General features: G+C 74.7%; 15 protein-coding genes and 1 pseudogene. 7 read left to right on the top strand and 9 right to left on the bottom strand.

The features are described 5' to 3' along the window. Positions 1-166: 166 nt before the first annotated feature. Both AB0G08_RS13695 and AB0G08_RS13690 read left to right on the top strand, forming a co-directional pair. Positions 167-703, top strand: a complete 537-nt coding sequence (locus tag AB0G08_RS13695; RefSeq protein WP_358087034.1) for a PepSY domain-containing protein — start codon at positions 167-169, stop codon at positions 701-703. A 203-nt stretch (positions 704-906) separates the two neighbouring features. After that, positions 907-2,010 (top strand): hypothetical protein, encoded by a 1,104-nt coding sequence (locus AB0G08_RS13690; protein ID WP_358087214.1) that lies wholly within the window; start codon positions 907-909, stop codon positions 2,008-2,010. A gap of 43 nt (positions 2,011-2,053) precedes the next feature. On the opposite strand, the gene AB0G08_RS13685 is transcribed toward AB0G08_RS13690, so the two are convergent. After that, on the bottom strand, positions 2,054-2,335 hold the full coding sequence (locus AB0G08_RS13685) for an adhesin (protein WP_357868248.1): 282 nt from the start codon (positions 2,333-2,335) through the stop codon (positions 2,054-2,056). Positions 2,336-2,501: 166 nt separating this feature from the next. Further along, positions 2,502-3,590 carry an NAD(P)-binding domain-containing protein gene (locus tag AB0G08_RS13680; RefSeq protein WP_358087032.1) on the bottom strand — a complete coding sequence of 363 codons (1,089 nt, stop codon included), beginning with the start codon at positions 3,588-3,590 and terminating at the stop codon, positions 2,502-2,504. Between the two features lie 134 nt (positions 3,591-3,724). On the opposite strand from AB0G08_RS13680, the gene AB0G08_RS13675 reads away from it, so the two are divergent. Then, positions 3,725-4,156, top strand: coding sequence for a hypothetical protein (locus AB0G08_RS13675; protein ID WP_358087030.1), 432 nt, complete (start codon positions 3,725-3,727; stop codon positions 4,154-4,156). 70 nt (positions 4,157-4,226) lie between these two features. Then, complete coding sequence (gene dacB / locus AB0G08_RS13670) at positions 4,227-5,810, top strand: D-alanyl-D-alanine carboxypeptidase/D-alanyl-D-alanine-endopeptidase (RefSeq protein ID WP_358087028.1); 1,584 nt, start codon at positions 4,227-4,229, stop codon at positions 5,808-5,810. Between the two features lie 38 nt (positions 5,811-5,848). Here dacB and AB0G08_RS13665 read toward each other — a convergent pair whose 3' ends face one another. From AB0G08_RS13665 to AB0G08_RS13645, 5 genes are all read right to left on the bottom strand, one after another. Next, entirely contained in the window at positions 5,849-6,175 is a 327-nt protein-coding gene (locus AB0G08_RS13665; RefSeq protein ID WP_358087026.1) for a hypothetical protein, read from the bottom strand. Positions 6,176-6,291: 116 nt separating this feature from the next. Further along, positions 6,292-6,636 (bottom strand): DUF1330 domain-containing protein, encoded by a 345-nt coding sequence (locus AB0G08_RS13660; protein WP_358087024.1) that lies wholly within the window; start codon positions 6,634-6,636, stop codon positions 6,292-6,294. Between the two features lie 104 nt (positions 6,637-6,740). Further along, the gene (locus AB0G08_RS13655) at positions 6,741-7,184 is read right to left on the bottom strand and encodes a nitroreductase family deazaflavin-dependent oxidoreductase (protein WP_358087022.1); all 444 of its coding nucleotides are present in this window, start codon (positions 7,182-7,184) and stop codon (positions 6,741-6,743) included. A gap of 132 nt (positions 7,185-7,316) precedes the next feature. After that, positions 7,317-7,766, bottom strand: a complete 450-nt coding sequence (locus tag AB0G08_RS13650; RefSeq protein WP_358087020.1) for a pyridoxamine 5'-phosphate oxidase family protein — start codon at positions 7,764-7,766, stop codon at positions 7,317-7,319. A gap of 46 nt (positions 7,767-7,812) precedes the next feature. After that, complete coding sequence (locus AB0G08_RS13645) at positions 7,813-8,406, bottom strand: pentapeptide repeat-containing protein (protein WP_358087018.1); 594 nt, start codon at positions 8,404-8,406, stop codon at positions 7,813-7,815. 77 nt (positions 8,407-8,483) lie between these two features. On the opposite strand from AB0G08_RS13645, the gene AB0G08_RS13640 reads away from it, so the two are divergent. Beyond that, the gene (locus AB0G08_RS13640; RefSeq protein WP_358087016.1) at positions 8,484-9,716 is read left to right on the top strand and encodes a serine hydrolase domain-containing protein; all 1,233 of its coding nucleotides are present in this window, start codon (positions 8,484-8,486) and stop codon (positions 9,714-9,716) included. Between the two features lie 153 nt (positions 9,717-9,869). Beyond that, positions 9,870-10,511 carry an NAD(P)H-binding protein gene (locus AB0G08_RS13635; protein WP_358087014.1) on the top strand — a complete coding sequence of 214 codons (642 nt, stop codon included), beginning with the start codon at positions 9,870-9,872 and terminating at the stop codon, positions 10,509-10,511. Between the two features lie 95 nt (positions 10,512-10,606). Here the strand turns inward: AB0G08_RS13635 and AB0G08_RS13630 are convergent, their stop codons facing one another. Both AB0G08_RS13630 and AB0G08_RS13625 read right to left on the bottom strand, forming a co-directional pair. Then, entirely contained in the window at positions 10,607-11,071 is a 465-nt protein-coding gene (locus tag AB0G08_RS13630; protein ID WP_358087012.1) for a PPOX class F420-dependent oxidoreductase, read from the bottom strand. A 9-nt stretch (positions 11,072-11,080) separates the two neighbouring features. Next, positions 11,081-11,796: pseudogene (locus tag AB0G08_RS13625) on the bottom strand (hypothetical protein). Between the two features lie 303 nt (positions 11,797-12,099). Between AB0G08_RS13625 and AB0G08_RS13620 the strand changes: the two are divergent. Further along, positions 12,100-12,888: a D-Ala-D-Ala carboxypeptidase family metallohydrolase gene (locus AB0G08_RS13620; RefSeq protein WP_358087010.1), complete on the top strand. Its 789-nt coding sequence runs from the start codon at positions 12,100-12,102 to the stop codon at positions 12,886-12,888. Positions 12,889-13,100: the final 212 nt, after the last annotated feature.

The raw sequence follows: 13,100 nt of genomic DNA, 5'->3' as shown, positions 1-13,100 counted from the left end.
CCGGGCCGTCGACCATGTCCCGCGCGGCCCGGCCGTCGAGGCCGGGCAGGCGCACCCCGGCCGCCGCGCCCGGACAGGCTTAACCCGGCCTTAGCGTTCGGGCAGCGTGGCGCTATCGGGGCCGGCGCGATCCTGGGAACCAGCAACCGAGGAAGGGTGAAACGAGATGAAGCGCAAGTCCCTGATGCTGGCGTCGCTCGGAGGCGCGGCGGTGCTCGCCGTGACCGGCGCGACCTTCGGCGTCGCGGCGGCCGACGACGGCGCGGCCCGGGCGACCACCCTGGCCGCCGCCACCACCGCCCCGACCGGCCCGGCCACGCCGGGCACCCCGAGCGGCACCGGGAGCAGCGCCCCGGCGACGGGCGGCGCGCCGACCACCGGCGGCACCCCGGCGGCGCCCGGCACCCCGTCGGGCAGCGGCGCTCCGGCCACCGGCGACGACGCGGTGAGCGAGCAGCGGGCCGGCGAGATCGCGCTGGCCCGGGCGGGCGGCGGCAAGATCGTCGAGGTCGAGCGCGAGGAGGAGGACGGCCGGGCCGTGTGGAGCGTCGAGATCGTGGCCGGGCAGACCGAGCACGAGATCGACGTCGACCGGGGCGACGGCACGGTGGTCAAGGCCGAGCAGGAGCCGGTCGACGACGACGATGACGACGACCAGGACGACGACTCGGACGACGACTCGGACGACGGCGACGACGACTGATCCGTTGCCGGTACCGACGCCGCCGTCCCGCCTGCGCGGGGCGGCGGCGTCGCCGTTGCGGGCGGCGGCGTCGCCGTTGCGGTCGGCGGGCCGGCCAGGTCCGGCCCGGTCCGCGCAGCCCACGCGGCCCGCCCGGCGCGGGCCCGCGGCGATGCGGGCCGATCGACCCTGTGACGGACACCGATGTCTGGCTACATTGGGGTATGGTGCCCGCCCACCGGGGCCGGGCGGCGGAACCGGTCTACCGCCCCATCCTCGCCAATCGGCGGGGCGAGCTGGAGGCGCTCGGTCATCTCGACGACGTCGTCGCGCCCCTGCTCGCCCCGGTCCTCCAGGTGTCCGTCCTGGACCAGTTCACCCTGGACGTGCTCCGCCGGCTGCCCGACGGGCTGCTCACGGCCGTCGACGTCACCGGGCTGCCCGACGCCCCGGAGACCGAGCTGGTCCGCTGGGGCGTACCGCTGGTGCCGGTGATCGGGCTCGCGGACAGTGACCGGCGCCTGGTGGCGCACGGCGCCGCAGCCCGGGCCCACGCCCAGCGGGCGGTCGTCCGGCTGCGGGTCGGCCACGACCGGGCCGGCCCGGACGCGGCCACGGCGGCGGCGGAGCGGGTCTGGCGGCTCACCCGCCTGGTGCCCGAGCAGTGCGACCTGCTCCTCGACGCGGGCGACGTGTGCTGCCGGGCCGACGTGCGGGTGGCCGAGCCCCGGGTCCGCCGGCTGCTGGAGTGGGCCCGCCGGCACGCCTGGTGCTCGGTGAGCGTGGCGGCGGGCGGGATGCCCCCCGCGATCTCGGCCCTGCCCACCGACGAACCGGTACGCCTCGACCGCTGGGACTGGCAGCTCTGGCAGCGGCTGGCCGACCTCGGCGTCGGGTACGGCGACTACGGCGTCGGCTCCGCGGTGCCCGGCGCCGACCAGTCGGGAGACCGGCTGCCCACCGTCCGCTACACCACCGACGGCGCCTGGTGGGTGTACCGCTGGTCGCGGCGGGGCGGACGCGGCGACGACCGGTTCGCGGACCTGTGCCGCACCGTCGTCTCGGCCCCGCACTGGCCGGCCACGGGTGCGGCCTTCTCCTGGGGCGACCACGAGATCCTGCGGCGTGCCCGCAGGGGCGCCGGCGCCGGGTCCGCCAGCAACTGGGCGGCGTGGAGCACCTCGCACCACCTGGCGCACGTGCTGGCCGCGCTGCCGCACCCGGAGCGGGAGCCCCGACCGGGGCCGTGGCGATCCGGTCAGGCGCCGCCGGAGCGGGGCCGTCCCGCCCGGCCGCACCGCAACGGGGAGACCCGCCGGGCCGGCTGAGCGCCTCCCCTACCGGCTCCGGCGCGGTGGCAACGCCCCGCCGTCACTGCTTCTCGGTGAACCCGAACTGCACGATGCCCTCGTCGTCGACGCTCGCGTCCACCGACGCGTCACCGAGCAGCTCGGCGGCGTCGGAGTCCAGGAAGATGCGGGCGCCCTGGTTGTCGACCACGTGGTCGCCCTCGACCGGTTCGGCGACCAGCTCGACGGTGAGCGAACCCGCGTCGGTGTCGGCGGCGATCCGCACTCCGCCGTCCTCGGCGACGTCCTGCTGGTTGGCGAGGTCTCGGATGACCAGCACGGCGTTGTCGGTCATGGTGAGCATGGCGGAACTCCTCGTGGATTCTCGGATTCGCGGTGCGGGACCGGGACTCGGCCCGCGGGCGAGCGCACGTGGGAGGCGATGGAAGGGCGACACGCACATCGCCGTCGCGCTTCGGGGCAGCTCAGGGCCCCTCCACGGCCTACGTTGCCCCCTGCCGGGGGATCCGTCAAATAGATCGGCGCCAGTGCGCCGCGCCGGCCGGGGCGAGCCGGGCGCGGATGTCGCGTACCGCCGCGCGGCCCGCCCGGTTGGCGCCGATCGTGCTCGCCGACGGGCCGTACCCGATCAGGTGAATCCGCTCGTCGGCGACCACCCGGGTGCCGTCCATCGTGATACCGCCGCCCGGCGCGCGCAGCCGCAGCGGCGCGAGATGGTCCAGCGCCGCCCGGAAGCCGGTGCACCACAGGATCACGTCCGCGGGCACGAACCGCCCGTCGTCCCAGGCCACCCCGTCGGGCGTGATCCGGTCGAAGACGGGTAACCGGTCCAGCACGCCGCGCTCGCGCAGCCGGCGCAGCTCCGGCGTGAGCGGCAGCCCGGTCACCCCGACCACGCTGTCCGGGGGCCGGCCCGCGCGGACCGCCGCGTCGACCAGGGCAACCGCCGCCCGCCCCCGCTCGGGGGTGAACTCCTCGTCGCGGAAGTCGGGCGGGCGCCGGGTCACCCAGGTGGTGCCGGCCGCGACGGTGGAGACCTCGGCGAGCAGCTGGACGGCCGACGTCCCGCCACCCACCACCACGACCCGCCGGCCGGCGAACTCCGCCGGTCCCCGGTAGTCGGCCGTGTGCAACTGCCGGCCCCGGAAGACCGACCGGCCGGGGTAGTGCGGCCAGAACGGCCGGGTCCAGGTGCCGGTGGCGTTGACCAGGGCGCGCGTCGTCCAGGAACCGTGGTCGGTGTGCACGGCCAGCCGGCCGTCGGGCCGGTCGCGGACCTCCCGGACCCGCACGGGACGCCGCACCGGCAGGTCGAACTCGCGCTCGTACGCGGCGAAGTAGGCGCTGACCACCTCGGCCGCCGGCCGGTCGGGCCCGGCCGCCGGGAAGGGCAGGCCGGGCAGGTCGTGGAAGCCGTGCACCCGGTCGAGTCGCAGCGTGGGCCAGCGGTGCCGCCACGCCCCGCCCGGCCCGTCGCCCCCGTCGAGGATCACGAAGCCGTCCCCCGGGGCGAACCCGGCGCGGCCCAGGTGGTGGCCGGCGGAGAGGCCGGCCTGCCCGGCCCCGATCACCAGCACGTCGACGGAGCGCTCGTCCATGCCGGGTACAACACCGGCGGGCCCGCCCGGCTGCCCGCCGCGGGCGTCTCGCCGATCACAGCCCGCCGCCGGGAACCGCGCCGCGCCGGCCGGAGTCAGAATCGGCGTACGGACCGGGCGCGGCGGGAGGCCTCATGGGTGCACGGCGTGGGTGGCGGGCGCTGGCGGTGCTCGCCGCGGTGGGCGTGCTGGCGAGCGGCTGCACGGGCGTCGGGGTGGCCGACGCGCCGACCGAGGGCACCGCCTCCTACCAGGCGTGGGGGCTCAACGAGGCGTCGAGCGACCTCGGCGGCGGGGACCGGACGGTGGTGCTCAACGGCGACCTCGACCGGGACGGCGAGCCGTTCTTCGCCGTCGAGGGGCGGTGGCGGGCCGGCGGGTTCGAGCTGGACGACGCCTCCGCCGAGAAGGTACGCGGGCTGGCCGGTCGGCTCCCCGACCGGACCGGCGACCCCGAGTGCCGCCGGCTGGTGCTGGTGGAGGACGGCCTGGTCGACCGGGCGGTCGCCGTGCTCACCCCGGAGGCGTCGGCGGGACCGGTCACCGCCGCCCCGCTCGACGGCTGACCGGACCGGCGGAAATTTCTTTTCCATCGACGGTCTTTTCCGGCAGATACCTGCATGGCAGCATCACCCCATGCATCGTCGTCTCTTCCCCCGGACGCTCGCGCTGCTGGCGCTGGTCGCCGCCGCGGCCACGGCGGGCGCGCCCACCGCCACCGCGGAGTCCCCGACCCCCGCGGCGACCCGCCTGCACGCCACCATCGACGCGATCCTCGCCGACAGCCGGCTGGCCGGGGCGCAGGCCTCGGTGGTGGTCAAGGACGCGGCCACCGGGGAGACGGTCTACCACCGCAACGGCGACCGCCGCCTGGTTCCCGCCTCCAACACCAAGCTGCTGACCTCGGCAGCGGCGCTGGAACTGCTCGGGCCGGGCCACCGCTTCAGCACCGAGGTGCGGACCAGCGGCGCCCGCCGCGCGGGCCTGGTCTCCGGCAACCTCTACCTGCGCGGCGGGGGTGACCCGACCATGCTGGCCGCCGACTACGACGCGCTGGCCGCGCAGGTCGCCGCCGCGGGCGTCCGGGTGGTCACCGGCAACCTGGTGGCCGACGACACCCGCTACGACAGCACCCGCCTCGGCCCGGACTGGACCTGGGACGACGAGCCGTACTACTACGCCGCGCAGGTTTCCGCCCTGACCGTGGCGCCGGACACCGACTACGACGCGGGCACCGTCATCGTCCACGCCGCCCCCGGCGCGACCGCCGGCGCGCGTCCGGTCGTCACCACCACCCCGGCCACCCGGTACCTGAAGATCGACAACCGGGCCGAGACGGTCGCCGGCGGGGCGACGTCGGTCTCCTTCGAGCGCGCGCACGGGAGCAACACGGTCGTCGTCACCGGGCAGATCGCGCTCGGCGCCGCGCCGGCGAGCGACTGGGTCAGCGTCTGGGAGCCCACCGGCTACGCCGCCGACGTCTTCCGGTCGGCGCTGCGCCGGCACGGCGTGCGGGTGCTCGGTCGGACGGTGCTCGGCCAGGCCACCCCGGAGGGCGCGACCGAGGTGGGACGGCACCGCTCGATGCCCCTGGCCGAGCTGATGGTGCCGTTCCTCAAGCTGTCCAACAACGGGCACGCCGAGGTGCTGACCAAGGAGATCGGCCGGGTGCTCTCCGGCTCCGGCACCTGGTCGGCCGGGCTGGCCGCGATCAGCGAGTACGTCGCCGACGCCGGGATGGACACCGGGACGCAGCGCCAGCGGGACGGCTCCGGGCTCTCCCGGCGCAACCTCGTCCCGGCCGACGAGTTCGTGGACCTGCTCACCGCCGTCCGCGCCGAGCCCTGGTTCGACACCTGGTACGCGGCCCTGCCGGTCGCTGGCGAGGCGGACCGGTTCGTCGGCGGGACGCTGCGCAGCCGGATGCGGGGCACCCCGGCGGCGGGCAACGTGCACGCCAAGACCGGCAGCCTGACCGGCGTCTCCGGCCTCTCCGGCTACGTCACCGACGCCGACGGGCGGGTGCTGGCGTTCTCGATCCTGCTCAACAACTACCTGGCCTCCTCGGTGAAGACACTGGAGGACCAGATCGCGATCGCCCTGGCCTCGTACACCGAAAAGGGCGTGACCGGCGCGCGGGTCGCGCCCCCGGCGGCCCCCGACGCCCCCCGGGTTCCCGAGGGCCTGGAGTGCGCCTGGGTGAAGCCGAACGCCTGCTGACGGGCCGGCGGGGCCCGGTGCGAGGGCCCCGCCGGCGTTCACGCGCCGGGACGGTGCGGAAGCTCGGCCGCCGGGTCGCCGCGCTCGATCAGCGCGGCGATCTCGGCGGGACGCAGGCCGCGCTGCGCCAGCACGCGGGTCCCCCAGCGGTGCAGCCGGCACGGGTGCGGGCTGGCGTCGTTGCGGCAGACCGTCCCGCCGGACCAGAGCCTCGGCGCGTGCACCACGATCGCCCGCACGGCGAACTGGGCGTCCTCGACGGTCACGTACGGCGGCAGCGGGATCTCCCGGAGCACCTCCCCGGACGGCTCCCCGGCGCCCCGGGGGGCCCTCGGACGGACGGTGCGGGTGGTGGTGCTGCTCATCGGCCAAGCCTCCACAGAGGATCGTCGGACGTGGACAGCAGAAAGTTACGACAGGCCGGACGCGGCGTGACGGACAAACTGTCCCGGCGGTCGGGCCGACGTGACGGCCATGTCGGTCAGCGGGCGGCCCGCTCCCGCAGGCGCGCGGCCGTCCGGCGGGCGTCGTAGTCGGGGGCGACCCCCTCCACGATCACGGCGGAGCCCGGCATGTGCCGGGTGCGCAGCGGGAGGATCTCCTGGTACGCCGGGGAGTCGTACCAGGCCCGGGCCCGCTCCACGTCGGGGAACTCGACGACGACCACGACGCCCGGCCAGTCGCCCTCCTTGACCTCCACCTCGGCGCCGTGCACCCGGAACCGGCCACCGAACGGCTCCAGTGTGGACTGGACCCGTTCGATGTAGGTGAGGATGTCCTCGTTGACCGGGGCGTCGTGCAGGTGGGCGATCGCGAACGCGGGCATGTGTCCTCCCGGTGGGGGTGGTCCGCCCGGCGGGATTGCCGGACGGTGCACCGAGTCTCACACCGGCAGCCGTCGCCGTCGATCGGTCGTGGGTGATCCGCCGGTCAGGCCCCGGGTCGGACGCGGTCGAGCACGACGACGGGGATGTCCCGGTCGGTCCTGGTCTGGTAGTCGTCGTACGCGGGCCAGATGGCGGCCATCGTGGACCACATCCGCGGCTTCTCCTCCGCCGTCGCCGTACGCGCCCGCGCGGTGAACCGCTCGGCGCCCACCTGCACCTCGACGAGCGGCTCGTCGAGCAGGTTGAGGTACCAGGCCGGGTGCTTCGGGTCGCCGCCCTGCGATGCGACGACCAGGTAGGCGTCGCCGTCGCGGCCGTAGATGAGCGCGGTGCGCCGCAGCTGCCCGCTGCGCCTGCCCCGGGTGGTCAGCAGCAGGGTGAAGACCCCGGGCCGCCACTCGTGCCCCTCGGCGCCGTCGGTCTCGACGTACCGTCGGATGTGGTCGGCCACCCAGCCCTGCGGGCTGTCCAGCACCTGCTCGCTCATGAGCCCTCCCGTTCGCCCTCGCGCACCCGGTCGTCGCGACCACGCTACTCCGGGCCACGGCCGGTCGCCGGGCGAACGGGGCCGCCCGGACATCGATCAGGGCGGTGGTCGCGGGTCCTGCGGCGCCCCGGCTCAGTCCCGTCGTCGGCGGCGCAGACCCCGACCGGGATGCCAGCTCTCGATCACCAGGTGGTCCGGCGGATCGCCCACCCGGGTCAGCACCACCTCGGTCAACTCGACGCGGAACCGGTGCGAGCCGTCCTCGCCCGGCGGCTCCTCGTGCGCCAGCCCGGCGATCTTCGCGTCGCCGCCCCAGGACCCTGGATCGTCGGCCGGCGGGTCCTCGGTCGGGCAGTGCAGCGCCACCCGGGGGTCACGGCGCAGGTCGAGCGCCTTGACCGCGCCGGCCATGCTGCCCAGCCGCAGGTGCTCGGCGCCGAAGTCGAACTCGGTGCCGCTGATCCGGGGAGAGCCGTCCCGGCGCAGCGTCGCCATCGTGCCGTGTTTGCGTACCGCGAAGAGCGCCCGCACGCGCTCGGCGAACTCGGGCTCGTCCCGGACGAGATCTGACCACCATGCCATGGGGCCCAGCCTGGCAGGCAATCCGGACAACCCGCGTCGGCTTTACTCAGCGGATCTCGAAGCCGAGCGCCTGCGCGATCACCACGGTCTGCGCGGGGTCGACGATCGCCCCGGCCCGCTCCACCACCGTCGGGTCAAGCGCGGTCAGGTCGCTGCCGCGCAGGTCGGCCCCGGACAGCCGGGAGCCGTGCAGCTGCGCGGCGGAGAGGTCGACGCCGGTGATGGTGGCCCCGGTCAGGTTGGCCCCGGTGAGATCCACCTCGCGCATCCGGGCGTCGGTGATGCGGACCCCGCGCAGGTCGGCGCCGGGCAGCGCGACGAACGACCAGTCGCCGCCGGCGACCGTCAGCGGCCGCAGGTCGCACTGGGCGAAGGTGCTGCCCACGAGCTTGCAGCCGGTGAACTCCGCCTCGAAGAAGTTGCACCGCTGGAAGGTGCAGCGGGTGAAGGCCGAGTCGGTGTGCCGGGAGGCGTTGAACCGCACGTTGCCGAACGTGCAGCCGTCGAAGACCGCGCCCCGGCTCACCGCCTCGGTCAGGTCGACGTGGAAGAACTCGCAGCGGACGAAGTGCCGGTCCACCAGTTCCTCGCCGTACCAGTCCTCGTCGCGGAAGGTCGCGTCCTCGGTCAGCTCGGGCATCGGACCAGGCTACCGAGAGGGTGGGACGACCGTCGCGGCCCTTCCACCGGGGCGTACCGGCTAGTAGTTTCGGCGAGGTGAGTGTGGCACGCAGCATCGACCCGGACCAGATCGGCTTCGACCCGGCGCGGTTGGCGCGCATCGACGAGCACTTCGGCAGGTACGTCGACGAGGGCCGCCTCGCCGGCTGGCAGGTGCTGGTCACCCGCCGCGGCGAGATCGCCCACTCGTCGGCGTACGGGCTGCGCGACGCGGAGGCGGGCAGGCCCGTCGAGGCGGACACGCTCTGGCGCATCTACTCGATGACCAAGCCCGTCACCTCCGTCGCCGCGATGATCCTGTGGGAGGAGGGCCGCTTCGAGCTGACCGACGAGATCAGCCGGTGGCTGCCCGAGTTCGCCGACCTGCGGGTCTACTCCAAGGGCTCGGCCCTCAAGCCGTTCACGGTGCCGGCGGTCGAACCGATCCGGATCTGGCACCTGCTCACCCACACCGCCGGCCTGACGTACGGCTTCATGCAGACCTCGGTGGTCGACGGCATCTACCGGGCCGCCGGCTACGACCTGTACCCGCCGGCGGACGTCGACCTGGCGACGGCCTGCCAGGCGTTCGGCGAGCTGCCCCTGCTGTTCCAGCCCGGCACCGCGTGGGGCTACTCGGTCGCCACCGACGTGCTCGGCCGGCTGGTCGAGGTGGTCTCCGGGCAGAGCCTGGACGCCTTCTTCGCCGACCGGATCTTCCGCCCGCTGGGCATGACCGACACGCACTGGTGGGCCGAGGGCGACACCGCCGATCGGCTCGCCGCCCTCTACGCGCCCGAGCCGCGCACCGGCCGCGCGTTCCGCTACGACAAGCTGGGCACCCTGGCGTACGAGAAGCCGCTGCTGCACTCCGGCGGCGGCGGCCTGATCTCCAGCGCCGCCGACTACCACCGGTTCACCCAGATGCTGCTGCGCGGCGGCGAGCTGGACGGGGCGCGCGTGCTGGGGCCGCGCACGGTGCGCTTCATGACCCGCAACCACCTGCCCGGCGGCCGGGACCTGGGCGCGCTCTCCACGGGTGGCTTCGCCGAGACCACCCTCGACGGGATCGGCTTCGGGCTCGGCTTCGCCGTGGTCGAGGACCCCGTGCCGAGCCGGGTGCCGAGCAGCGCCGGCGAGTACTACTGGGGCGGCATGGCGAGCACGGCGTTCTGGGTCGACCCGGCCGAGGAGGTCACGGCCCTGTTCTTCACCCAGCTCATGCCGTCGAGCACCTATCCGATCCGGCCGCAGCTGCGGCAGCTCGTCTACTCCGCCCTGGTCGACTGAGCCGACTCCGGGCCGCGCCGCCGAGGGGCGACCGGCGCAGCCGATCCGACCGGGTCGGCCGGGATCCTCGGTCCGCCAGCGCGCGGCAGCGCCGGTCAATAGCCTGGAGACGGGCTACGTCCGCCGGGCCGGACGGGCCGGGCGGGAGGCGGTATGAGCAACATCGTCGTGTTCGGCGCGGGTGGCACCGCGGGGTCGCGGATCACCGCCGAGGCGGTCGGCCGGGGGCACCGGGTCACTGCGGCGGTACGCCGGCCGGAGGCCACCTCGTACCTGCCGCCGGCGGTCACGGTGGTCACCGGGGACGCCACCAGCGAGCGGAGCGTACGGGAGCTGGCGCCCGACACGGACGTCATGGTGGTGGCGATCGGCGGCGGCGAACGCGACCTCTGGCTCGACGCGGCGCGGAACCTGGTCGGCGCGCTGCGCGGCATGCCGGCCGCGCCCCGGATCATCCACGTGGGCGGCGGTTCGACCCTGCTCACCCGGAAGGGCACCCGCTACCTAGACGAACCGGACTTCCCCCAGGAGTACCGCGACGCGGCCCTGGGGCAGGCCGACGCCCTGGACTTCTACCGCTCCTCGGCGGACGGGGTGACCTGGACCTACGTCTCCCCGCCGCCGCTGGAGTTCCACCCCGGCGAGCGCACCGGGCACTACCGCACCGGCGGCGACCAGCCGGTGACCGACCACGAGGGCCGCTCGGTGCTCAGCTACGAGGACCTGGCGGTGGCGATCGTGGACGAGATCGAGCAGCCGCGCCACGAGAACGCCCGCTTCACCGCCGCGTACTGAGGGCGGGCCCGGTCAGCCACGGTGGTGGCGTGGACTGTCAGCTGCGGAGGTTGCGTGGGCGCTGTCGGGCTGCCCCGCGGGTGCGACCGGGCGTGTCAGTCGGCGAGGCGGGCGGGGAAGCCGCCGGTGGCGATCGGGCCCCAGGCCTCGATGGTGACCCGGATCAGGGACTTGCCCTGCCGGACCATCGCCGCCCGGTACTCGTCCCAGTCCGGGTGCTCGCCGGAGATGCGGCGGAAGTACTCCACGAGCGGCTCCAGCGCCTCCGGCAGGTCCAGCACTTCGGCGGTGCCGTCGAGATGCACCCACGGGCCGTTCCAGTCGTCGGAGAGCACGCACGCGGACACCCGTGGGTCGCGGCGGATGTTGGCGACCTTGGCCCGCTCGGGATAGGTGGAGATCGCCAGCCGTCCCTCGCCGTCCACCCCGGCGGTGACCGGGGACGACTGCGGCCGACCGTCGGCGCGGTTGGTCATCAGCACCACCCGGTGCCGGGGCCGGAGGAACCCGGTCAGCTCGGCCCGGTCGACCCGGGTGCTCGTAGCGATGCTGCGTGCCATCCGTCGTTCCTACCAGGACGCCCGTCGTACCGCGACCGAACCGGCGCGGCGCCCCGCACCAGCGCGCGTCGGCACCGGCGGCCTCACCGGGGTCGCGGGGCGGCGCGGCCGGCGGCGGGCTGGGCCGGCACCCGGGGGCGGACCGAGGGCCGCCAGGCGCGGCCGTTGGCGTAGATCACCCGGAACCCGAGGTACGAGGCGAGCGGCGCCCAGTGCGCGGAGCCCATCCGCAGCTCGGCGGCGTTGTGGCGCTGGCCGTTGGCCAGCACGTCGAGCAGGACGGTCTCGAAGGCGGCCGACTCGACCCAGTCCACCTCGCGGGTGTATCCGCAGATCAGCGCCGCTCCGGTGGCGTCGAGGAAGCCCCGCAGCACCGCGTCGGAGGCGCGCAGCACCGAACAGCTGCCGAAATAGAGCCGTCGGCCGTCGCAGCGACCCGCCATCAGCTCGGCGACGTCCGCGAGCGCCACCGATTCCCAGTCGGTCAGGCAGAGCCGGCTCGGCTCGCCGTGCATCGCGAAGAAGCCGACCCGGTGGTCGGCGTACTGCTTGAGCAGCCAGCGGTCGACGAAGTAGAAGAGCTCGTCGCGGGTGGCCGCGTCCTTGTGGATGAAGCGGATCTTCCCGAGCCGTTCGAGCAGTTCCAGCGTGGGCAGGACGGAACCGCGCTCGTTGAGGTCGCGGTGCCACTGGCCCTCGATGCAGAAGACGCCACCACGTGCCACGCCGCCCCCTCCCCCGGTCCCGCCGGCGCTGACGTTACCGGGTCCGACCGGCGGGAGAACATCACCCTCCGAGGGCTGAGCTGCGGCTTTACGTGCCATTCGCGCTTTCCTCGCCGGTTGCGGATCAATGGGCGTTTCGCAATTCGCGTAATGCCCAGGCAACGCCCAGGAACGGCGAATCGCGAGGACAATTCTCGTTAACTACCGCGAACCGCCCGGCGGCCTGCCAGGGTGGAAATGCGGGACGGCCAGGCCGATGTCCCGGATCGCCACCCCATTCGCACTCCTATCGGGAGGACTTCTGTGCGCGTCAACACCCTGAAACGGGCGGCTGTCGCATTCGCCCTGGCGTTGCCGGCGGCCGCTGTCGCCACGGTGGTCGCCGCGCCAGCGGCCCACGCCGACGGCTGCTACACGTGGAAGCGCAACCTCTACCAGGGGCGCTCCGGCGACGACGTCCGCCAGTTGCAGATCCGGGTCGCCGGGTGGGCCGGCAACCGGGACATCGTGGAGAACGACGGTCGCTACGGACCGAAGACCGCCGCCGCGGTCAAGCGGTTCCAGGCCGCGTACGGGCTGCGCGCCGACGGCGTCGCCGGACCGCAGACGTACGGCAAGCTCTACGCCCTCCAGGACGAGGACTGCACGCCACGGCACTTCAGCTTCACCGAGATGGACGACGGCTGCGGTCGCGGGGGCTGGAACGGCGGCCCGCTCTCCCCCGCACAGACCAGGCAGAACGCGCTGCGCACGATGTGGAAGCTGGAGGCGATGCGGCGCAGCCTCGGCGACAAGCCCCTGCTGGTCAGCAGCGGCTTCCGCAGCCGCGCCTGCAACGACCAGGTCGGCGGGGCGTCGGACAGCCAGCACCTCTACGGCAACGCCGCCGACGTGGTGTCGCGCACCAGTTCGCTGTGCCAGATCGCCCGGGACGCCCGCAGCCGGGGCTTCAGCGGGATCTACGGGCCGGGCTACCCGGACCACGACGACCACGTGCACGTGGACTCGCGACGGGAGAACAACAGCGACGACACCCCGAACACCACCAGTTGGTCCGCGCCGGACTGCGGGATCGGCGCCGGCAACGACTGAGCAGGCCGGACGGCGGCACTGAGCCGGTCGGACGGCAACGACTGAGCCGGTCGGACGGCGGCGCCGGCCCGGGGCGCGGGCGGAGACCCGGGTCCCGGGCCGGCGTCGTGCCCCGGCCGCGCCGGCAGGCGTACCCCCGCTCGGCCTGCCGGGGACCGGTGCCGCGCTCAGCTCGCCCGGGGCCGGCGCGGCGCGGTGGCGGGGGGGAGCCA

The sequence above is a fragment of the Micromonospora sp. NPDC023644 genome (assembly GCF_040640115.1).
GTDB lineage: Bacteria > Actinomycetota > Actinomycetes > Mycobacteriales > Micromonosporaceae > Micromonospora.
This window is presented reverse-complemented; position numbering and strand designations above follow the sequence as displayed.